Source organism: Sodalis sp. RH20, assembly GCF_047324205.1.
Lineage (GTDB): Bacteria > Pseudomonadota > Gammaproteobacteria > Enterobacterales > Enterobacteriaceae > Acerihabitans.
Genome location: NZ_CP178733.1, coordinates 1,730,280 through 1,749,330, shown reverse-complemented (window position 1 = coordinate 1,749,330; position 19,051 = coordinate 1,730,280). Strand labels below are relative to the sequence as shown.

At 54.8% G+C, this 19,051-nt stretch carries 18 protein-coding genes and 1 pseudogene; 12 read left to right on the top strand and 7 right to left on the bottom strand.

The genetic code is table 11. The annotated features are described in order from the left end of the window. Window positions 1-76 precede the first annotated feature (76 nt). The 7 genes from ACL2XM_RS08155 to ACL2XM_RS08125 all read left to right on the top strand — a co-directional run bounded on the left by ACL2XM_RS08155 (window position 77) and on the right by ACL2XM_RS08125 (window position 5,862). A complete protein-coding gene (locus tag ACL2XM_RS08155; protein ID WP_410014828.1) occupies window positions 77-823 on the top strand; it encodes a GntR family transcriptional regulator in 747 nt (248 codons plus the stop codon). A gap of 71 nt (window positions 824-894) precedes the next feature. Next, window positions 895-1,368, top strand: a complete 474-nt coding sequence (locus ACL2XM_RS08150; RefSeq protein WP_413732700.1) for a PTS sugar transporter subunit IIA — start codon at window positions 895-897, stop codon at window positions 1,366-1,368. After that, entirely contained in the window at window positions 1,365-1,652 is a 288-nt protein-coding gene (locus tag ACL2XM_RS08145; protein WP_410014826.1) for a PTS sugar transporter subunit IIB, read from the top strand. The genes ACL2XM_RS08150 and ACL2XM_RS08145 overlap by 4 nt, the downstream gene beginning before the upstream one ends. 75 nt (window positions 1,653-1,727) lie before the next feature. Further along, window positions 1,728-3,086 (top strand): PTS galactitol transporter subunit IIC, encoded by a 1,359-nt coding sequence (locus ACL2XM_RS08140; RefSeq protein WP_410014825.1) that lies wholly within the window; start codon window positions 1,728-1,730, stop codon window positions 3,084-3,086. After that, window positions 3,079-4,560, top strand: a complete 1,482-nt coding sequence (locus ACL2XM_RS08135; RefSeq protein WP_410014824.1) for an FGGY-family carbohydrate kinase — start codon at window positions 3,079-3,081, stop codon at window positions 4,558-4,560. Before ACL2XM_RS08140 ends, ACL2XM_RS08135 begins: the two co-directional genes overlap by 8 nt. 144 nt (window positions 4,561-4,704) lie before the next feature. Next, window positions 4,705-5,565, top strand: coding sequence for a class II aldolase (locus tag ACL2XM_RS08130; protein ID WP_410014823.1), 861 nt, complete (start codon window positions 4,705-4,707; stop codon window positions 5,563-5,565). Window positions 5,566-5,592: 27 nt separating this feature from the next. Continuing rightward, entirely contained in the window at window positions 5,593-5,862 is a 270-nt protein-coding gene (locus ACL2XM_RS08125; protein WP_410014822.1) for an HPr family phosphocarrier protein, read from the top strand. Between the two features lie 12 nt (window positions 5,863-5,874). Here the strand turns inward: ACL2XM_RS08125 and ACL2XM_RS08120 are convergent. The 3 genes and pseudogenes from ACL2XM_RS08120 to ACL2XM_RS08110 form a co-directional block, all read right to left on the bottom strand. Then, window positions 5,875-6,081, bottom strand: a pseudogene (locus ACL2XM_RS08120) (integrase core domain-containing protein); the annotation flags it as partial. Between the two features lie 223 nt (window positions 6,082-6,304). Continuing rightward, complete coding sequence (locus tag ACL2XM_RS08115) at window positions 6,305-7,090, bottom strand: class I SAM-dependent methyltransferase (RefSeq protein ID WP_410014821.1); 786 nt, start codon at window positions 7,088-7,090, stop codon at window positions 6,305-6,307. 640 nt (window positions 7,091-7,730) lie between these two features. Further along, a complete protein-coding gene (locus ACL2XM_RS08110; RefSeq protein WP_413733209.1) occupies window positions 7,731-8,900 on the bottom strand; it encodes an MFS transporter in 1,170 nt (389 codons plus the stop codon). Window positions 8,901-9,042: 142 nt separating this feature from the next. Here ACL2XM_RS08110 and ACL2XM_RS08105 point away from each other — a divergent pair, with 142 nt between their 5' ends. The 5 genes from ACL2XM_RS08105 to ACL2XM_RS08085 all read left to right on the top strand — a co-directional run bounded on the left by ACL2XM_RS08105 (window position 9,043) and on the right by ACL2XM_RS08085 (window position 15,311). After that, complete coding sequence (locus ACL2XM_RS08105; protein WP_413732698.1) at window positions 9,043-10,041, top strand: AraC family transcriptional regulator; 999 nt, start codon at window positions 9,043-9,045, stop codon at window positions 10,039-10,041. Between the two features lie 484 nt (window positions 10,042-10,525). Beyond that, window positions 10,526-12,247, top strand: coding sequence for an IlvD/Edd family dehydratase (locus tag ACL2XM_RS08100; protein ID WP_413730358.1), 1,722 nt, complete (start codon window positions 10,526-10,528; stop codon window positions 12,245-12,247). Between the two features lie 86 nt (window positions 12,248-12,333). Next, window positions 12,334-13,026, top strand: coding sequence for an RraA family protein (locus ACL2XM_RS08095; protein WP_410014818.1), 693 nt, complete (start codon window positions 12,334-12,336; stop codon window positions 13,024-13,026). Between the two features lie 89 nt (window positions 13,027-13,115). Beyond that, a complete protein-coding gene (locus ACL2XM_RS08090) occupies window positions 13,116-14,444 on the top strand; it encodes an MFS transporter (protein ID WP_410014817.1) in 1,329 nt (442 codons plus the stop codon). A 120-nt stretch (window positions 14,445-14,564) separates the two neighbouring features. Next, window positions 14,565-15,311 (top strand): IclR family transcriptional regulator, encoded by a 747-nt coding sequence (locus ACL2XM_RS08085; RefSeq protein ID WP_413732697.1) that lies wholly within the window; start codon window positions 14,565-14,567, stop codon window positions 15,309-15,311. Window positions 15,312-15,458: 147 nt separating this feature from the next. On the opposite strand, the gene ACL2XM_RS08080 is transcribed toward ACL2XM_RS08085, so the two are convergent. The 4 genes from ACL2XM_RS08080 to ACL2XM_RS08065 are packed head-to-tail and all read right to left on the bottom strand — an operon-like array spanning window position 15,459 to window position 19,049. Continuing rightward, window positions 15,459-16,229, bottom strand: coding sequence for an ABC transporter ATP-binding protein (locus ACL2XM_RS08080; protein ID WP_413733208.1), 771 nt, complete (start codon window positions 16,227-16,229; stop codon window positions 15,459-15,461). A gap of 24 nt (window positions 16,230-16,253) precedes the next feature. Then, complete coding sequence (locus tag ACL2XM_RS08075) at window positions 16,254-17,120, bottom strand: ABC transporter ATP-binding protein (RefSeq protein WP_413732696.1); 867 nt, start codon at window positions 17,118-17,120, stop codon at window positions 16,254-16,256. Continuing rightward, window positions 17,092-17,997, bottom strand: coding sequence for an ABC transporter permease (locus ACL2XM_RS08070; RefSeq protein WP_413732695.1), 906 nt, complete (start codon window positions 17,995-17,997; stop codon window positions 17,092-17,094). The genes ACL2XM_RS08075 and ACL2XM_RS08070 overlap by 29 nt, the downstream gene beginning before the upstream one ends. Further along, entirely contained in the window at window positions 17,994-19,049 is a 1,056-nt protein-coding gene (locus ACL2XM_RS08065) for an ABC transporter permease (RefSeq protein ID WP_413733207.1), read from the bottom strand. The genes ACL2XM_RS08070 and ACL2XM_RS08065 overlap by 4 nt, the downstream gene beginning before the upstream one ends. Window positions 19,050-19,051 lie beyond the last annotated feature (2 nt).

Here is a 19,051-nt window from a genome sequence, read left to right as displayed (position 1 = left end):
TCGCCGTTTTTCATATTATAGTCGTGAAGTTGTACATAATTGTCTATAGACAACTCAGGATGTTCAGGTGCGCGCCATGAAAGCTTTAAGTAAAAATTCCCAGATCCCACTTTACCAGCAGGTGGCGGAGTGGATAAGAGAAAGTATCTACACCGGAGAGTTGGTCGAGGACGACCGTATTCCCTCTGAATTCCAGATTATGGACATGCTGGAAGTCAGCCGGGGCACCGTAAAGAAGGCGGTCGCCCAGTTGGTGAAAGCCGGGACGCTGGTTCAGGTCCAGGGAAAAGGCACTTTTGTCAAAAAGGAGAACATCGCCTACCCGCTGGGTGAAGGATTATTGTCGTTTGCCGAATCGCTGGAAAGTCAAAAAATCAGCTTCAGCACCTGTGTGGTAACTTCACGAATTGAATCAGCAAATCGTTTTGTTGCTGAGAAGCTGCAAATAAAACCGGGGCAGGACATTTTATACCTTGAACGTCTGCGTTCTATTGGCGATGAAAAGGCCATGCTGATTGAGAACCGTATTAATATTGAGCTTTGTCCGGGCATTACCGAAGTGGATTTTAACAAGGAAAATTTGTTTCCAACGATCGAGCGCCTTTCTCAGCAAAAAATCCGCTACTCAGAAAGCCGTTACGCCGCCCGGTTGATTGGTAATGAGCGTGGTCATTTCCTGGATATCAGCGAAGAAGCGCCGGTATTACACCTGGAACAGCTGGTTTTTTTCTCCCGGACTTTGCCCGTAGAGTTCGGCAATGTCTGGCTGAAAGGTAATAAATACTACCTGGGCACCATCCTGCAGCGCCGGGAGGTGAGTTGAGGCGGTTTTGATAATTATCCAATCGTCATCAATCCAAGCCATTGTCGAGTAACGTGATTAATGAGGAATTTATGCAGGGCATTGAATTCAAATCCGAGTACGTTCAACGCATCCCTGCGGGAATGAGTGTTGATGCGCTCATCCGCCGACTGGCGCAACCGCTGATTGCCGATGGACAGGTGGTCGGGGATTTTGCCGACCATGTCCTGGCGCGTGAAAAGAAATTCCCTACCGGCCTGCCTACAAATCCGGTTGGCGTAGCAATACCGCATACCGATCATCGTTATGTGCGCCGCAACGCCTTCGCCATTGGTATCCTGCCGGAGCCGGTGGCGTTCGCGGATATGGGCGGTGAGCCAGACCCGGTGCCGGTGCGCGTGGTTTTCTTACTGGCGCTGAGTGAAAGCAACAAGCAACTCAATGTGCTGGGCTGGATAATGGATCTGATTCAGGATGACGGGTTTATGCAGAAATTATTCGCCATGAGTAATGAACAAATTCACCAGGCTATTTTAGATAAACTCAATGAACGAGGTGAAATATGAGCCAGACTATTTTATTTGTATGCGCCACCGGCATCGCGACCTCCACCGCGGTGGCCGAAAAGGTAATGGAGTATTGTAAGGAACAAGGACTGGATGTCAATTATTCACAAACTAATGTCGCGTCCCTGCCAAGCAATACCGACGGAGCGACTTTAGTGGTATCCACCACCAAAGTGCCTTATGAACTGGATATTCCGGTAGTTAATGGCCTACCTATAATTACGGGCATAGGCGAGGATAAGGTGCTGGAGAAAATAGCATCGATCCTGAAAGACCAAAAATAATTAATTTAAACTATTCCGATTAATTTATAAAGGCGCTAACGCGAGGTCCCGTTACGTCTGCAACAGGGGTTTGCCATGAATGAAATAGCCCATACCCTATATACGGTCGTGCAATATATCCTGGGTTTTGGCCCGACGGTATTATTGCCGCTGGTATTATTTATTCTTGCTTTGTTCTTTAAAGTAAGACCGGCCAAAGCGCTGCGTTCATCCCTCACTGTCGGTATCGGCTTCGTGGGAATCTATGCCATTTTTGATATTTTGACCAGCAACGTGGGACCCGCGGCCCAGGCCATGGTGGAACGTACCGGTATCAACCTGCCGGTAGTGGATCTTGGCTGGCCGCCGCTGTCCGCCATTACCTGGGGATCGCCGATCGCGCCTTTCGTGATCCCGCTGACCATCCTGATTAACGTGGCGATGCTGGCGCTTAACAAGACGCGTACCGTCGATGTGGATATGTGGAATTACTGGCACTTCGCCTTGGCCGGTACCCTGGTTTATTACAGTACGGGCAGTTTCGTGTTTGGTCTGCTGGCCGCCGGCATCGCCGCGGTGGTGGTACTCAAACTGGCGGACTGGTCTGCGCCGATGGTGCAGAAGTATTTCGGTCTGGAGGGTATTTCATTACCGACGCTATCCGCGGTGGTGTTCTTCCCAATAGGGCTGTTGGTGGACAAAATCATCGAAAAAATCCCGGGGCTTAACCGTATTCATATCGATCCGGAAACTGTGCAGAAGAAGCTCGGCATTTTCGGTGAACCGATGATGGTGGGCACCATCCTTGGCGTGCTGCTGGGCGTTATCGCCGGTTATGATTTCAAACATATCCTGTTATTGGGTATCAGTATCGGCGGGGTAATGTTTATTCTGCCGCGTATGGTCCGCATCCTGATGGAAGGCCTGTTGCCGCTGTCAGAGGCCATCAAAAAATACCTCAACGCCAAATATCCGGGGCGCGATGATTTATACATCGGGCTGGATATCGCGGTGGCGGTAGGTAACCCGGCAATTATCTCAACGGCGCTGTTGCTGACGCCCATTTCGGTTTTCATCGCTTTTGTTCTGCCGGGAAATAAAGTGCTGCCGCTCGGGGATTTGGCGAATCTGGCGGTGATGGCGTCAATGATTGCGCTGGCCTGCCGCGGCAACATTTTCCGCACCCTGCTGGGGGCGATTCCGGTCATTGCCGCGGACCTGTGGATTGCCACCAAAATCGCGCCGTTTATCACCACTATGGCGAAAGACGTCAACTTTAAATTTGCTGATGGCTCTAGCGGGCAGGTTTCCAGTTTCCTGGATGGCGGCAACCCATTCCGCTTCTGGCTGCTTGAAATCTTTAACGGCAACATTATCGCTATCGGTTTGGTGCCGGTAATCGGCCTGGTGCTATATGGGGTGTTCCGAATGACGCGGAGAAACGTATATGCCTGATTCCAGCGCGGCTATCGTCATTGATATCGGTACCACCAATTGTAAAGTCACCTGTTTTTCCTGCCAGGATGCCACGCGGCTGGGGGCCAGAAAATTTGTTACTCCCAAACTGATATCGACGCAGGGCGCGGTTGATTTTGACGTCGACCAGCTGTGGCTGGAGATTAAGGCGGCAATGTCCGGCCTGGCGGCGGAATCATCGCTGCCGGTGGGACGCATCAGTATTGCCAGCTTTGGCGAATCCGGTGTGTTCATTGATGATAAGGGAGAAATCCTGACGCCGATGCTGGCTTGGTATGATCGCCGCGGCGAAGAATATCTGGCGGCGCTGAGCGAGGTGGAAAGCGCAAGGCTGTATGCCATCACCGGGTTACCTCCGCACAGTAACTACTCCGCTTTCAAAATGCGCTGGTTGCTGGATCGCTATCATTTACACGGACGGGAAGACATCTGCTGGCTGCATGCCCCCGAGTTACTGCTGTGGCGGCTAACCGGACAACGACGCACCGAGATCACGCTCGCCAGCCGCACACTTTGCCTCGATGTCAGCCACGGCGCCTGGTCGCGGGAAGCAGCCGATATTATGCAACTGCCGTTTGCCGCCTTTGCGCCGCTGCTGACGCCGGGGGAAGTTGCGGGCTGGGTCGCTCCCGAACTGGGCCGCGATCTGGGTTTCTGCGAACACGTCAGCGTCACGCTAGCCGGACACGACCACATGGTGGGCGCCCGGGCCCTGCAAATGAAGACGGGGGAAATATTGAACTCAACGGGGACGACAGAGGGCATTTTGCTGCTCAACTCCCGCCCCGCCTTGAGCGTACAGGCAAGCCGGGACAAACTGGCCAATGGCCGTTATTCGTTGCCGGATCTTTATACCCTGTTCGCCTCTTTGCCGGTCGGCGGTTTTGCCCTGGAATGGCTGAGCAACACCTTTCGTTTTACCTTCGGCGAAATCGAAGCTGCCCTGGAGCGCGGCTACCGGCATTATCTGGACGAGATGTGGACACTAGAGGATGTGCCGGTATTTATCCCCCATTTGCGCGGCTCGGGGTCCCCGCATAAGAACCGTCATACCCGGGGACTGCTGTATGGCCTGGGCGACAGTCTGTCCATCGATACGCTGGTCGCTGGTATTTCGCTGGGGCTGGCGATGGAATTCGCCAACTGCTTTGCCTGCTTTGGTGTCCCTGCGGGGCAAACGCTGAAGGTGATTGGACCGGCTACAGGCAATCCGCTCTGGTTGCAATTAAAAGCTGATATTTTGCAGCGCCCGGTGGACGCCATTGCATTTGATGAAGCCGTCTCGGTAGGGGCGCTGCTCACCGCCTGTCCGACGCTGGCGCCGCCGGAGGTGACCGTCGCCGCGCGCTATCTTCCCAATATGCGGCGATACCGGGCGCTGCAAGGTTATCAATTACGCTGGCAGGAGTTTTATCGCTTCAAGCTTCAACAGGAAGGTGTTATTGCTGAATAAGCCTAGGTGGCGCGAAGTACCTAAGCAAATAACTTGAATAAAATAATGCCTTGAATAGTGCATTATTTTATGAGCCAGGAGAGGAATTGGGTTAGTAAATTAAAATTTATCTCTATGTTAGCAACACTAAATGAGGAAAATACTATGCCATTAGTTAATGGAAAGATCCTGCTCGACCGAATTCGCGAAAAGAAAGTGCTGGCGGGTGCTTTTAATACCACGAACCTGGAAACCACAATTTCTATTCTGAATGCCATTGAACGATCGGGATTACCTAATTTTATTCAGATCGCGCCGACCAATGCCCAATTGTCAGGTTATGATTATATTTATGAAATTGTTAAGCGGCATGCCGATAAAATGGATGTCCCGGTAAGTTTGCATCTCGATCATGGTAAATCGCTGGATGATGTGAAACAGGCGGTGCGCGCTGGGTTCACCTCGGTGATGATTGATGGCGCGGCGTTTTCATTTGATGAAAATATTGCGTTTACGCGTGAAGCGGTTGATTTCTGCAAATTATTCGGTGTGCCTGTTGAAGCGGAACTCGGCGCCATTCTGGGTAAAGAAGACGATCATGTCAGCGAAGCCGACTGTAAAACCGAACCGGAAAAAGTAAAGGCGTTCGTCGAGCAAACCGGCTGCGACCTGCTCGCGGTCTCGGTGGGCAATGTCCATGGTTTGGACGATATTCCCCGTATCGATATTCCGTTGCTCCAGCGTATTGCCGCGGTGTCACCGGTGCCGCTGGTTATTCATGGCGGTTCAGGTATTCATGAGGATATCCTGCGCAGCTTCGTCAATTACAATGTTGTCAAAGTGAATATCGCCAGCGACCTGCGAAAAGCGTTTATTACATCCGTGGGCAAAGCCTATGTTGATAATAACAATGAGGCTAACCTGGCCCGCGTAATGGCGCGCGCAAAATATGCGGTTGAAGAGGATGTCTACGCCAAAATCCTGATGATGAATAAAGGTCACCGCTATATTCGTAAAGCATCTTAAGGTTCACCGAAACCATCTGAGGATAGTATGATCAGGCAAAGCGTCAAAGTAATAAACAGTACGGGATTACATGCCCGCCCGGCGGCTTGTTTAGCCAAGATAGTAAAAAAATATCATTCATCACTTACCCTGATAAACAACGGGAAGGAAATCCCGATTAAAGGAATGATGAGTATATTAGGCGCCGGCGTGAAAGGAAATACCACGATTGATTTGCTGTGCGACGGTCAGGATGAGCATGAGTTTTTGGAGGAACTTAAAACGGAATTTGCCCGTGGCTTCGGTGAAAAAGATTAGTCATTTTAATCTTCAACTTGATGTGATTACCACCACTGCCGCATCTTCAACAAACTCGGGCGGGGTCATCCCGCCCAGGGCAGAATGGGGACGGTACCGATTATAGTGTACGCGCCAGGCTTCAATCTTGCACCGCGCATCGGCCAAGGACATGAACCATTTCTCATTCAGGCACCCCAGCCGGAGTCTGCCGTTGAACGACTCGACCGTCGCATTATCACCGCGCTGATGTTCGCCTGCCCAGAATGGGCGGGCGGGCAGTAAAGTTTCTTAATCATGAAGCGCCAGAATTTCCGCGACTCCCATGGCATGGTCAAGACTGCTCAACCAGCCATGGCGGTTATAAAAATCATCGTCGGTCAGTTAGCTGTTCCATGGCGGCGCATCACTTTGCTGGATTTGATATTACATAGCTTCATTTCCTGTCATCCCCTATATCTCTCTACCCACGCGTGCATTCTATTATCGCTGCATGGGGTTGCTGCTGATAAGGTTGCAAAAAAGCCGTATCCTCGGCGGAGGTATTTTCCGCCCATATTAGCGGACGCCATAGTATATTGTTAAATCCAGCCGCGGCCAAGGTACTTTCAAGAGTATGAGCTGACCAATAGTAAGTTTGCAGGTCGATATCATAAGGCGGTTTATGAAGGTGCAACCCAACTTTGCTTCCATCAGCCCTGGCTTCTGTTTCAGTCAAACTGAAGCCGAATGGGAGGTAATACAACGGATCCGTATTGAAATCAGGGTGAAGTGGCAGAGTTATTAGTTTTCCGCCGGGCTTAAGCAGGGATGCAAAAGACATGAACAAAGTTGATAAATCTTCCAGGCTGTTGATATAAGGTATGACATAGATCGATAGTACAATATCAAAAGTGTTATTTAATGATTCATCAAGATGGGAAAGAAATGTGATACCCTTGCCATCCTTTTTTTCTTGATAAATGGCATGATCAAGCATACCTTTCGATATATCATAGCCAAACACCTCTTTAGCGCCATTATCTATCAGCCACCGCGCATAAAACCCCGGACCGCAGCCGAAATCCATAATTCGCTTGCCGCTTAATTTTCCTAAATGAAACTTTATGGTGGGTGTTTCCAATTGTGTCCGATAGGGTTGAAGAGAAAAAGAATCATAAAGTTCAGCATATTCATCAAAAGTTGCGGGGTCAAAAGTGGTCGCGGACTCTTGGCCTATATTGTTGTCTTGAGAATTGGAATCACTCATTTGTCCTCCGTAAAGCCCTAGAAGGGTGTTACATTTTTTTAAACAGTAGTCATCTCTAATTGACAAGATAATATGATTTAAAAGAATTCATTTTTCTGGTTCACCCGAAGAGCGACATGTTATAAACTTAATACCAGTGGAGACAATGATAATGTTCATGAATAACATAAATTTTTTTAATAAACATTTTGATCAAGGTATCAAGCCGGCCTGATTTACATCTTTATATATAGAAGACAGATAACGCATAGATAACATTCATATTAACTGAGAAGGGAAGCAAATCAATTGCCATTTTTGATGGGCCTGTGTCAAAAAAAGCAATCTCCATGACACCTGTGCTATCAAAGGTGAGTGAAGCCGCTTCATGTCCCGTTGATAACTGGCGGGTTGTCAGGCTGTGCGTCCAATTCAGGCACCGGGTCGACCCCATCTCCCGCCACGACCCCGGGGCTGTGACATTTGCCAGGATTATAGTTAAAGTTGAATCGGCCCCGGTCGCGCTAGCGATAGCGATAGCACGGGGCCATTTTGCGCCGTCGGTTTACCAGCACCCGGTGGTGGGTGTTAAATATGTTCCGCAACCGGTGACGATCAGCGCCGGGATACCATCATTGACCCGCCCATGAGACTATGTTGGTCAAACGTGCGGTACTTGGCCGGCCGTCGCACCGTGCTGTGGCAACGCCACCCGAACACCCAGGGCAATCACGAGCGCAGCGAGCAGCATCACAGCGCCTGCGGCGATAAAGACGCCGGTGACGCCGCTAAAACCGAACACTATGCCGCCCACTGCGGCGCCGGCGGCTATTGACGATTGCACCGCCGCGACGACCATGCCGCCCGCGGTCTCCGCTTGATCGGGGACGGCACGCGCCACCCAGTTAGACCATGCCACCGGCACGCCGCCGAAGGCCAGCCCCCACAAAGCCACCAACAGCATCAGGCCTGTTTCGTGGACGGGGAGCCAGATCATGCCGAACGCCGCCACGCCCACCAGCGCAGGCATCAATACCAACGTAGCGCGCAGGCTACGTTCCATCAGCCAGCCGGCCAGCAGCGTGCCGACGAAGTTGGCGATACCAAACCCCAGAAGCATCAGAGACAAACCGTCAGCATCAATAGGGGCCACGCTTTCCAGCGCGGGGCGGATATAGGTGAACAAGGCATACTGGCCCGTATGAGCCAGCACGCAGCCCATCATTCCGATCCCAATGCCTGGGCGGCGGAGCAATTCCAGAACCGATGCGGTGCGCGCCATCTTGCGCGCAGTCATGCGGGGCAGCGTGAACCATTGGAAGACAAGTGTTAACCCGCCAACACCCGCCGCCGCCACAAATGCACTGCGCCAGCCATAGAGTCCCCCCAGGTAGCTTCCCAACGGCACAGAAACCACCGTCCCGATCGCAATGCCGCTGAAGATGATGGATAGCGCCCGCGGCACTGATTTCGCAGGCACCAGCCGCATAGCCACGGCTGCCGCCATGCTCCAAAAACCGCCCAACGCGATGCCCAGCAAAATACGCATCACCAGTAACACTGTCAGGCTGGAGGACAACGCCACAAGCAAGTTGGAGGCGATCATCAGCACGGTAAAAGCCAACAAGACGACGCGCCGGTCAAACCTACGCGTCAGACCGGGCACCAGCAGCCCGGCAAACAGGGCGATGACGGCGGTTACCGTCACCGCTTGGCCGGCAAGCGCCTCCGACACGCCGAGATCGGCTGCCATTGGCGTCAACAGGCTGGCGGGTAGATACTCCGCCGTCAGCAACCCGAACACACCCATCGCCAATGAAAACACGGCCATCCACGCGGGTGCCGCAGGCGCTACGCCGGCCGCACTGCCTGTGTTGGCGGTGGGTCGGCCATCAAAAACGTCATTACTCATCTCGAACATCCCTGGCTATTGGTTGTAGCCGCAAGTCTAGCGGCGCAACACAGGATGATCTATGATGCTAAGTCTTGATGTTTTGCTCGAAACGCCGAAAATGACTGAACAAGAACAATTTGCCCTATCGTCAGATCTCATCAGCGAACTGCTGACCGGCATGCGCCTGCAGGGTGTTCAGTACCGTCGCATCCAGACCGGCCCCACCTTTGGCCTGGGTTTCGATGCCAGGCCGGGACATGCTTACTTCCATTTCCTGGCCGTCGGCAATGCCGTACTGCGCACCGATGATGGTACATTGCATGCATTGTCTGCGGGTAGCGCCGTGTTCATGCCTCAAGGCGAGGCTCATCAACTGCTGTCCGCGGCCGAAGTTTCATTTCAGGACATCGGCATGTTCGACGCGGCGCCCCTCGGCGAGGCCGTGAGCGGGGTGAACACATGCCCCAGTACGCATGCTACGCCCAGTGCGGTTCTCTTTTACGGCTGCATGGAGTTCGATCTCGGCGCCATGCAGGGACTCGGCAAAATGATGCCAAGCGTCATGGTGGCTGACACACAAGAGCAGCGCTATCCTGGTTTGCTGGCGATTCTTGACGCAATGAAACGTGAAATCTGCGCAGGCCGCATCGGCTTCGGCGGCATTCTGGCCCGGCTCGCTGAGGTGGCGGGAGCCATGATCGTGCGTGGCTGGATCGAATGCGGTTGTGAGAACGCCTCTGGTCTTGTCGCGGCATTGCGTGATCCGCGCCTGGCCCGCGCCATATTGGCGCTGCATCGCCAGCCTGGCCGCGCATGGACAGTTGCAGAATTGGCCGCGGAGTCTCATGTCTCCCGTTCTGTCTTCGCCCAACGCTTTCATGCCACCATCGGGGTGCCGCCCCTGCGCTATGCCACGGAGCTGCGGATGCGTCTTGCCAGTCAATGGCTGCTTCACGAGAGATTATCCATCGACGCCGTCGCCCAGCGTCTCGGCTACACCTCTCAAGCTGCATTCAGTCGCGCTTTCAAGCGCGTCATCGGCCAGCCGCCGGGCGCCAGTCGGCATCGGCTTACATAAGCTAGCGCTTTGGCCGCACTGGACTGCCGTTATTTGCGCCGCGCGCACGCGAGGATAAGGCGGACTTTGATCGCGGGTGGAGACCAGACATCAGGTATCATACTCATCACATAAGCGTGATTTCCGTCGCAAATTCAATATAAGAAGAAAATTTTTTGACTTTTATATATAAAAATCATTATGCATCTTTACGCGATTAACTCTCTGAATCAAATACTCTTTATTCGCACAACGCCTCTCAGACAATCACCGGATTTTTATATATAAAAGTCCGAGATGCGCCCTCGCACTGAAATGCCTTTTTTATCGCAAAACCGAAAAAAAGAGTGATGCCGCCCCCACGTTGACTTGATCGGCAAGCCTCCTAGAATCCGTCATTATGTCAACACATTGAAGCCAAGATAACAGGTCGGCACGTGATAAAGACCAGTCATGATAGGCGGATAACCACGGGCGCCATTGCGCGAAACAGAGTGCATAAACGATGACGAACAAGAGACGAAGCCAGGAATGGTTTGGACGAACGGATAAATCCGGTTTTATCGCCCGCAGCTGGTTGAAAAACCAAGGCTTGCCAAACGATGTGTTTGACGGCCGGCCGGTTATCGGCATTTGTAATACGTGGTCGGAGCTCACGCCATGTAATGCGCATTTGCGCGACCTGGCCGACCAGGTAAAACAGGGCGTGCTGGAAGCCGGCGGCATCGCGTTCGAATTCCCGGTGATGTCCCTGGGCGAAGCGCTCATGAAGCCCACCACCATGTTATTTCGCAATCTTGCCAGCATGGACGTGGAAGAAACGATCCGCGCCAATCCCATAGACGGGGTGGTGCTGCTGGTCAATTGCGATAAAACCACGCCCGCCTGCCTGATGGGCGCCGCCAGCGTCGATCTGCCCACCATCGTGGTCAGCGGCGGCCCGATGCTTAACGGCAAACACCATGGCAAAGATCTGGGTTCCGGCACCGATCTGTGGAAATTCAGCGAAGATTTGCGCGCGCAAAAAATCACCCAGGAAGAGTTTAATCAGGCGGAAAACAGCATGTCCCGCAGCCCCGGCGCCTGCAACACCATGGGCACCGCCTCCACCCTCGCCTGCATGGTGGAGGCCCTGGGCCTGACGCTGCCGGGGGGCGCCGCCATTCCGGCGGTGGATGCCAACCGCCGGCGCCTGTCGCGCCTCGCCGGCCGGCGCATGGTGGCCATGGTCAAGCAAGACCAGCGGCTATCGCAGATCCTGACGCGGCAAGCATTTGAAAACGCCATCGTGGTCAACGCGGCGATCGGCGGCTCGACCAATTTTATCCTGCACCTGCTGGCCATTGCCGGACGGCTGGGGGTGGAATTGACGCTGGATGACTTTGATCGCCTCAGCCAACACGTGCCGCTGCTGGCTAACCTGAAACCCTCGGGCGACTACCTGATGGAAGATTTTTATTACGCCGGCGGGGTACCGGCGGTCATCGGCCAGTTGGCGCACCGGCTGCACGGCGAGGTGATACAGGCCAACGGCCTGTGCCTGGCGGATAACTACCGTGGCGGCCGCAGTTATAACAATGCGGTGATCGCCGATGCCGCCGCCCCGGTGCAAGAAGACGCCGGCACCGTGGTGTTGCGCGGCAATCTCGCCCCCGACGGCGCAATAATCAAGCCCTCCGCCGCTTCACCTGATCTGTTGTGCCATACCGGACGGGCGTTCGTATTCGAGAATATCGAACACTATAACGCGGTGATTAACGATTTGACCCTGCCGGTGGAAAAAGACGACATCCTGGTGATGAAAGGCGCCGGCCCGCGCGGCTATCCGGGAATGCCCGAGGTAGGCAATTTCGGCTTGCCGAAAAAACTTTTGCTCGAAGGTGTGCGGGATATGGTGCGCATCTCCGACGGACGCATGTCCGGCACCGCTTTCGGCACTATTGTCCTGCACGTCAGCCCGGAATCGGAGATTGGCGGCACGCTGGCCCTGGTGCAGACCGGCGATTTTATCGAGCTGAACGCCCGGGAAAAAATCCTGCATTTGCGCGTGTCCGAGGATGAGCTGGCCCGGCGCCGGCAGCGCTGGACGCCGACGCTGCCCGCCATCACGCGCGGCTATGCCAGTTTATATATCGCGACCGTGCAGCAGGCTCATCTCGGCGCCGATCTGGACTTCCTGGTAGGTCACTCCGGCGATCATATCGACCGGGAACCGCACCCCGAGTAGCGCCTGCGTATTACCCTCAGCCCAGGCCGCCATGACGGCGACCATTCCAACCCTTGCACTTGATGATGAATCGACTGGAGAGAACGATGAAAAACCATTGGCCTGATGATGCCGCCCTGTTTGCCCTGGCGCGTGAAAAATTATTCGTGGCGTTGGTGGGCGATATCCTGGATACCATGGGTTTGCAGCACCAGTATTTACATCCGCACTTGAAACCCGTCGATCCCGCCGCGGTGATCCTCGGTCGCGCCATGCCGGTACTGGAAGCGGATTTTTTCGATACGCAATATGAGGGTCATAATCCTCTGAGCGCCCAGCCATTCGGCCTGATGTTCCAGGCCCTGGACGACCTGCAAAAGGACGAGGTTTACATTTGCGCCGGCGGTTCCCATCGCTATGCCCAATTTGGCGGATTAATGGCGACCCGCGCCCTTTATTGCGGCGCCGCGGGCGCGGTCGTTCACGGTTTTCACCGCGATACCAACGAAATTCTGAAATTACGGTTTCCGGTAGCGTCTTTCGGCAGTTATGCGCAGGATCAAGGGCCGCGCGGCAAAGTGGTGGACTGGCGGGTACCGATAGAATTGGACGGCATCAAAGTGATGCCCGGCGACGTCATTTACGGGGACCGCGACGGCGTACTGGTGGTGCCTGCCGCCGCAGTGGACGATGCGTTCCACGGCGCATTCGAGAAAGCCAAAGGCGAAAATAACGTATTGGAGGCGTTACGGCAAGGTATGCGCACCACCGATGCCTTTGAGAAATTCGGCATTATGTAGCCGCCGCTTATTGCGGTAAGCCTATCCTTCTGCGAGACAATAAGCGGTTCACTGGGTGCCCTCACCTTTTATTGCCTGGAGTCTGAAAAATGGAAAGTCATATCCACCTCGAAGAAAAGGCGCTGATGAAAAAAATAAGCGTCAAAATTATCCCTCTAATGTTATTAATGTATATTATTGCTTATATCGACCGGCAGAATATCGGTTTTGCCAAATTACATATGGTTGATAGCCTGGGCTTAAGCGAAACCGCCTTTGGCCTGGGCGCATCGCTATTTTTTATCGGTTATTTATTTTTTGAAATTCCAAGCAATATCTTTTTGCATAAAATAGGTCCGCGTATTTGGTTTGCCCGCATCATGATCACGTGGGGTATCATTACCATTCTGCTGGCTTTTACCACCAGCGCCACCATGTTTTATATCTTACGGTTTTTAATCGGCGCGGCCGAGGCAGGACTGTATCCCGGTTTGCTTTATTATATGACCCGCTGGTTCCCGCTTGAATATCGGCCAAAAGTCGTCAGCTATCTCATTATGGCCAGCCTGTTTGCCAATCTGGTCGGCGCCCCGCTCAACGGGATGTTGCTCAGCATGCACGGCGTACTGGGGCTTGACGGCTGGCAGTGGATTTTTATCGGCACCGGCGTGCCGGCGGTGCTGTTAATTATTCCGGTCGTGATGTTTTTAGCCGAAACCCCTGAAAAAGCCAACTTCCTGGACGAAACGGAAAAGCGCTGGCTGGTCAACCGTCTCGACCTTGAGCGCGAGGCCCATCAGGATCATCGCATAACCGGCGTATTGCAGACGTTGATCGACCGCCGCGTCCTTCTGCTGGCGTTGGTGCTTGGGTTTATTTCCTTTGGCGCCTACGGCTTGAGCTACTGGATGCCCACTATCGTCAAAGGGTTCGGCGTATCCGACTTGCATAATGGCTTTATTAATATGCTGCCCTGGCTGATGTCGATTCTGCTGCTGTGGTGGCTAACCGCGAAACCGGGTCGCACCGCCAGCCCGGTGCTCAACATTGCGCTGCCGATGTTCGTCGCGGCGGTGTTCCTGGTGGCCAGCGCCTGGTTTATCAACACGCCCGTACTGAGTTTTTTCTCGATTACCCTGGTGATAATGGCGATATTTTCCATCCAGCCGTGCTTTTGGAACCTGACGCGTTTTCTGAGCGGCAGCGCCGCGGCAGCCGGGCTGGCCGCCATCAATTCCCTGGCCAACCTGGGCGGATTTTTTGCGCAGAATACGGTTCCGGCGATCCGTGATATGACCGGCAGCAGCAGCGCCCCTATGTATTACCTCGGCGTTTGCATGGCCGTCGGCGGCGTGGTCACCTTGCTGGTTATCCGCTATTTGCGCCGCAGCGAAACGCCGCAAAAATCCACCGAACGGGCGGATATCATCCCGCGCTAGGCGCGGCGCCCTACTGCTGCGATTCTTGCCCGCGCGGATAGCAGCAGTTATTTTTGACAGCGCCAGCGGGGTTACCTAAGGTAGGATTTATCCTTTTGCGCCTGATAACCGAAAGCCACCATGAATACGCCCAGCCAGGAATACAAAGCGCCGGCCCTCACTCGCGGACTTAAAATTATCGAATACTTCGCCAAAACCGGGGCGCCGAAAAGTATGGGGCAATTGGCGGCTGAACTAGGGCTGTCATTCAATCACATTTATCGCATCGTGCAGTGCCTGTCGGCAGAAGGCTATTTGTATCAAGATGCCGCCCGGCTTTACCATCTGACCGATAAGGTGCAAGTCAAATACGCCGTCAGTCCAATCCAGCAATTCGCCCTTTCCGAGCAGTGCCAGCGCCTGATGCGCGATTTCTCCTGGCAAACCAATCAGCCCTGCCACTTAGCCTCGTTGAAGGAAGATGATTTTGTGGTGCTGGCGCATGCTTATCCTGAATTCTCCCCCGCCATTGGCGCCCGCGCAGGGGCTACCCTGAATGCGGTCAAATCCAGCTCGGCGTTGTTGTTCCTGGCAATGGCCTCCGACCAGGCCGCCCTGCGCCTTATTCGTCATGCCCCGCTGGGACCGGAACTGCGGGCCAACCTGCATCAACAATTAGCGCAAATCGGCGAGCAAGGATTTTCCGAGATCAAACACGACCGGATAATCGGCCTGACATCGGTTTCGTTTCCTGTTTTGGGCCATGACGACCGGGCCGAGGCGGTGATAACCTGCCCCTATTTTGATCATGTGCCCGGTGATTATGATGAACTCAAAAAAAGCTTGCGCGAACTGGCCTCGGCATTAACCCAAATGTATCGCCGATAGACATCCCGGTCCTACTTTTAAGCGGCTTTTTAAGGGCCATATCCAGGACCCATTCCGGCGCGATAGAGAATTGCCCCACATGCCTGAATCCGACAATGTTATCCAGCAAGCCAAACCCCGCTGAACGCTGAAGGGAAGGTGCGGTCCCTATAACATCACTTTTGCCGCCATTTCCCTGCTGTAATTGCGGCTGGCATCGACCAGCACGCGGGTGTAATCCTGCTGAATATCGCCGCGCAGCAGCGCGTCGGTTTCCAGCGTTTCGAGGATTTTGCCGTATTGCATGACGGCAACACGCTGGCAGAGGTGGGCGATGACGCCCAGATCATGCGTCACCATCAAATAGGTCAGCCCTTCCTCTTTCTGCAGGTCGAACAACAAATTGAGGATTTCCGCCTGCACCGACACATCCAGCGCCGAAGTCGGTTCGTCAAGCAGCAGTACGCGCGGCTTGAGGATCAGCGCGCGGGCGATAGCGACACGCTGCCGCTGGCCACCGGAAAGCTGATGCGGATACCGCCGGCGGAACGCGCGGTTCAGACCGACTTTGTCCAGGATAATGTTAATCCGCCGATCACGCTGATCGATACGGTGGATTTGCAACGGCTCCTCAAGAATATCGCCGATCGTGTGACGGGGATGCAGCGAGCCATAGGGATCCTGAAACACCATTTGCACCAGACGGCAGCGGTCGCGGCCAATGCGGTGCTGGAGCGGCTGACCGTCGATTTCCAGCTCACCGCGCCAATGGGTAAACAGCCCGGCGAGACATTTCAGCACCGTGGTTTTCCCGGAGCCCGACTCCCCCACCAGCCCGAAGATTTCTCCTTCACGGACATCGATATTCACCTCCGTCAGTACCTGGGTGGTTTTCGCGCCTTCGCCGAACGCAAGATTCAGATTGCGCACGTCGATCATGGTTTTCGTTTGCATTTCGGCTCCTTAATCGGTAAGCCAACTGGCCTGACGGTGCATCACCGGCAGCGGATAACGACGGTTATCCATGTCCGGCAGCGCGCTAAGCAAACCGCGCGTATAGGGATGCCGCGCATTATCCAGATCGGTGGCGGCAATCGACTCCACAATGCGTCCGGCATACATCACCAGCACGCGGTCGCAGAAGCTGCGCACCAGATTGATGTCATGGCTGATAAAAATCAGTCCCAGTCCACGGGTTTTCACCAGATCGTCGAGCAGCGCCAGCACCTGTAAACGCACCGAGACGTCCAGCGCGGAGGTCGGCTCATCGGCAATCACCATTTCCGGGTCAGTGATAAGCATCATGGCGATCATGATGCGCTGCCCCTGCCCGCCTGAAATCTCATGCGGATACAGATGATAAACACGTTGCGGATCGCGGATGCGCACCACATCGAGCATATTGAGCACTTTGCTTTTCGCCTCCCGATAGGAACAGGGGTGATGCGAACGCCACGCTTCGGCAATCTGATCGCCGACACACAGTACCGGATTGAGCGAGTATTTCGGGTCCTGCATAATCATCGATATGCGTTTCCCGCGCACCCGCCGCATCTGCCGCGGGCTGGCGTTAAGCAAATCGATATCACCGAACTGCATTTTTTCAGCGGTAATGCGTGCTTTTGCCGGATGAAGCTGCAACAGCGCCCGTCCGACGGTGGATTTGCCCGAACCGGATTCACCGACAATCGCCAGTTTTTCCCGCCCGAGTTGGAAGGAAACGCCGCGCACCGCCTGCGTTTCCTGACGTCCATTGACAAAGCTGACGTGCAGATCGCGCACATCGAGTAACGCCGGGGCGTCATTCACTACGGGGATCGAGGATGTCACGCAGGCCATCTCCTAAAAAGTTGAACGCCAGGCTGTTAACCATGATCGCCAGACCGGGAAAGGTCGCAACCCACCAACACTCCATCATGTACGTCCGGCCACTGGAAATCATTGCGCCCCACTCGGGATCGGGCGGCTGCGCGCCCAGGCCGAGGAACCCCAGGCCCGCGGCGGTGAGAATAATTCCCGCCATATTCATGGTGATACGGATAATGACCGACGGCAGACACAGCGGCACAATGTGGCGCCACAACACCCGCGCCGGGGATGCGCCCAGCAAACGCACCGCCGAGATAAAATCGGCCTGGCGCAGCGAGAGCGTTTCAGCGCGGGCCAGGCGCGCAATCGGCGGCCAGGCGGTGAGCGTAATGGCGATCACCACATGTTCCAGCCCCGGGCCGAGCGCGGCGACAAACGCCAGCGCCAGCACCAGGCTCGGAAAGGAGATGAAAATATCCGTCACCCGCATCAGCACCATATCCGTTTTACCGCCGAAATAACCCGCGGTGACGCCGAGCAGCAACCCGAGCGGCCCGACGGTGACGGAGACCAGCAGCACGATATAGAGCGTGATGCGCGAGCCGTAAACCAGCCGGCTGAAGATATCGCGGCCAAACTCATCGGTGCCAAACCAATGCGCCGCCGACGGCGGGCTGAGCGCGTTATTCAGGTCCTGCACCAGCGGATGGAACGGCGCGATCCAGGGTGCGAAGAGCGCCACAACCATCAGCAGCAGAACAATGGCGCCGCCGATAGCCGTCAGCGGGTTGCTCGCCATCCGCCACAAAAAATTGCCGATGCGGCCCAACGCCCGCTTCACGCGCCGGCGTTTTTCATCACCGGCGCTGAGCGCCGCAGAATCAAGGGATATCGTCATACTTTTGTCCTCGGGTCAAAAACCTGGTATAGCAGGTCAGAGAGCAGATTCAGCATCACGAAAATCACACCGACCACCAGCACGCAGCCCATCACCGCGTTCATGTCGCCAAGCATCAGGCTGCTGGTGAGATACGAACCGAAGCCCGGCCAGGAGAAAACCGTTTCAATCAGCACCGCGCCTTCGAGCAGCGAGCCGTAAGCCAGCGCAACCACGGTCAGCAACTGGACCAGAATATTGCGGAACGCGTGATTCCACAGCACATGCCATTCGCTCAGGCCTTTCACCCGGGCGGTGATAATGAATTCCTGCGATAGCTGCGCCAGCATAAAGCTACGCGTCATGCGGCTGATATAGGCCAGCGAGTGAAAGCCGAGTAACGACGCAGGCAGGATCAGGTGATTCAGCGCGTCGCGAAATACCGTCCCGTTGCCGGCAATCAGCGCGTCGATCAGCATAAAACCGCTGTGGCGCGTGACCTGTCCGTCGAGGCTGAAATCCAGCCGGCCCGCGCCGCCTACCCAACCGAGCCAGGCGTAAAACACCAGCAGCCCCATCATCCCGACCCAGAATATCGGCGTGGAATAGCCGGCCAGGCTGATAATCCGCACGACGTAATCCGCAAGGCTGTTGCGTTTTGCCGCTGCCAGCACGCCCAGAGGAATGCCGACGCCGGCACCGAGAATGATCGCCAGCGTCGCCAGTTCCATGGTGGCCGGGAACACGCGCAAAATGTCCCGCGTCACCGGCTTGCCGGTCAGCAGCGCATTGCCCAAATCACCGTGCGCCAGGCCGGAAAGGTAAATGCCGAATTGTGTCCACAGCGGTTTATCAAAACCGAGCTGATGGTAAACCTGTTGATAAGTGCTGTGGTCGGCGTCGGGGCCGACAATCGCCAGCACCGGATCCACCGGCATTACGCGGCCAATAAAAAACGTCAGCAGCAGCAGGCCGAACAACGTCACCACGACCTGGAGCAGGCGTTTGCCGATCCGCCCCGCGGGGAAAGGCGCGCGCGCGGTTTGCTTTGTAACCGGCGCCGGAATGGGCATGG

What these genes read in the sequence shown, in the direction of transcription:
- ACL2XM_RS08155 (WP_410014828.1), top strand. Translation starts at nt 77, where the DNA reads ATGAAAGCTTTAAGTAAAAATTCCCAGATCCCACTTTACCAGCAGGTG.
- ACL2XM_RS08150 (WP_413732700.1), top strand. Translation starts at nt 895, where the DNA reads ATGCAGGGCATTGAATTCAAATCCGAGTACGTTCAACGCATCCCTGCG.
- ACL2XM_RS08145 (WP_410014826.1), top strand. Translation starts at nt 1,365, where the DNA reads ATGAGCCAGACTATTTTATTTGTATGCGCCACCGGCATCGCGACCTCC.
- ACL2XM_RS08140 (WP_410014825.1), top strand. Translation starts at nt 1,728, where the DNA reads ATGAATGAAATAGCCCATACCCTATATACGGTCGTGCAATATATCCTG.
- ACL2XM_RS08135 (WP_410014824.1), top strand. Translation starts at nt 3,079, where the DNA reads ATGCCTGATTCCAGCGCGGCTATCGTCATTGATATCGGTACCACCAAT.
- ACL2XM_RS08130 (WP_410014823.1), top strand. Translation starts at nt 4,705, where the DNA reads ATGCCATTAGTTAATGGAAAGATCCTGCTCGACCGAATTCGCGAAAAG.
- ACL2XM_RS08125 (WP_410014822.1), top strand. Translation starts at nt 5,593, where the DNA reads ATGATCAGGCAAAGCGTCAAAGTAATAAACAGTACGGGATTACATGCC.
- ACL2XM_RS08115 (WP_410014821.1), bottom strand. Translation starts at nt 7,090, where the DNA reads ATGAGTGATTCCAATTCTCAAGACAACAATATAGGCCAAGAGTCCGCG.
- ACL2XM_RS08110 (WP_413733209.1), bottom strand. Translation starts at nt 8,900, where the DNA reads ATGGCCGTGTTTTCATTGGCGATGGGTGTGTTCGGGTTGCTGACGGCG.
- ACL2XM_RS08105 (WP_413732698.1), top strand. Translation starts at nt 9,043, where the DNA reads ATGATGCTAAGTCTTGATGTTTTGCTCGAAACGCCGAAAATGACTGAA.
- ACL2XM_RS08100 (WP_413730358.1), top strand. Translation starts at nt 10,526, where the DNA reads ATGACGAACAAGAGACGAAGCCAGGAATGGTTTGGACGAACGGATAAA.
- ACL2XM_RS08095 (WP_410014818.1), top strand. Translation starts at nt 12,334, where the DNA reads ATGAAAAACCATTGGCCTGATGATGCCGCCCTGTTTGCCCTGGCGCGT.
- ACL2XM_RS08090 (WP_410014817.1), top strand. Translation starts at nt 13,116, where the DNA reads ATGGAAAGTCATATCCACCTCGAAGAAAAGGCGCTGATGAAAAAAATA.
- ACL2XM_RS08085 (WP_413732697.1), top strand. Translation starts at nt 14,565, where the DNA reads ATGAATACGCCCAGCCAGGAATACAAAGCGCCGGCCCTCACTCGCGGA.
- ACL2XM_RS08080 (WP_413733208.1), bottom strand. Translation starts at nt 16,229, where the DNA reads ATGATCGACGTGCGCAATCTGAATCTTGCGTTCGGCGAAGGCGCGAAA.
- ACL2XM_RS08070 (WP_413732695.1), bottom strand. Translation starts at nt 17,997, where the DNA reads ATGACGATATCCCTTGATTCTGCGGCGCTCAGCGCCGGTGATGAAAAA.
- ACL2XM_RS08065 (WP_413733207.1), bottom strand. Translation starts at nt 19,049, where the DNA reads ATGCCCATTCCGGCGCCGGTTACAAAGCAAACCGCGCGCGCGCCTTTC.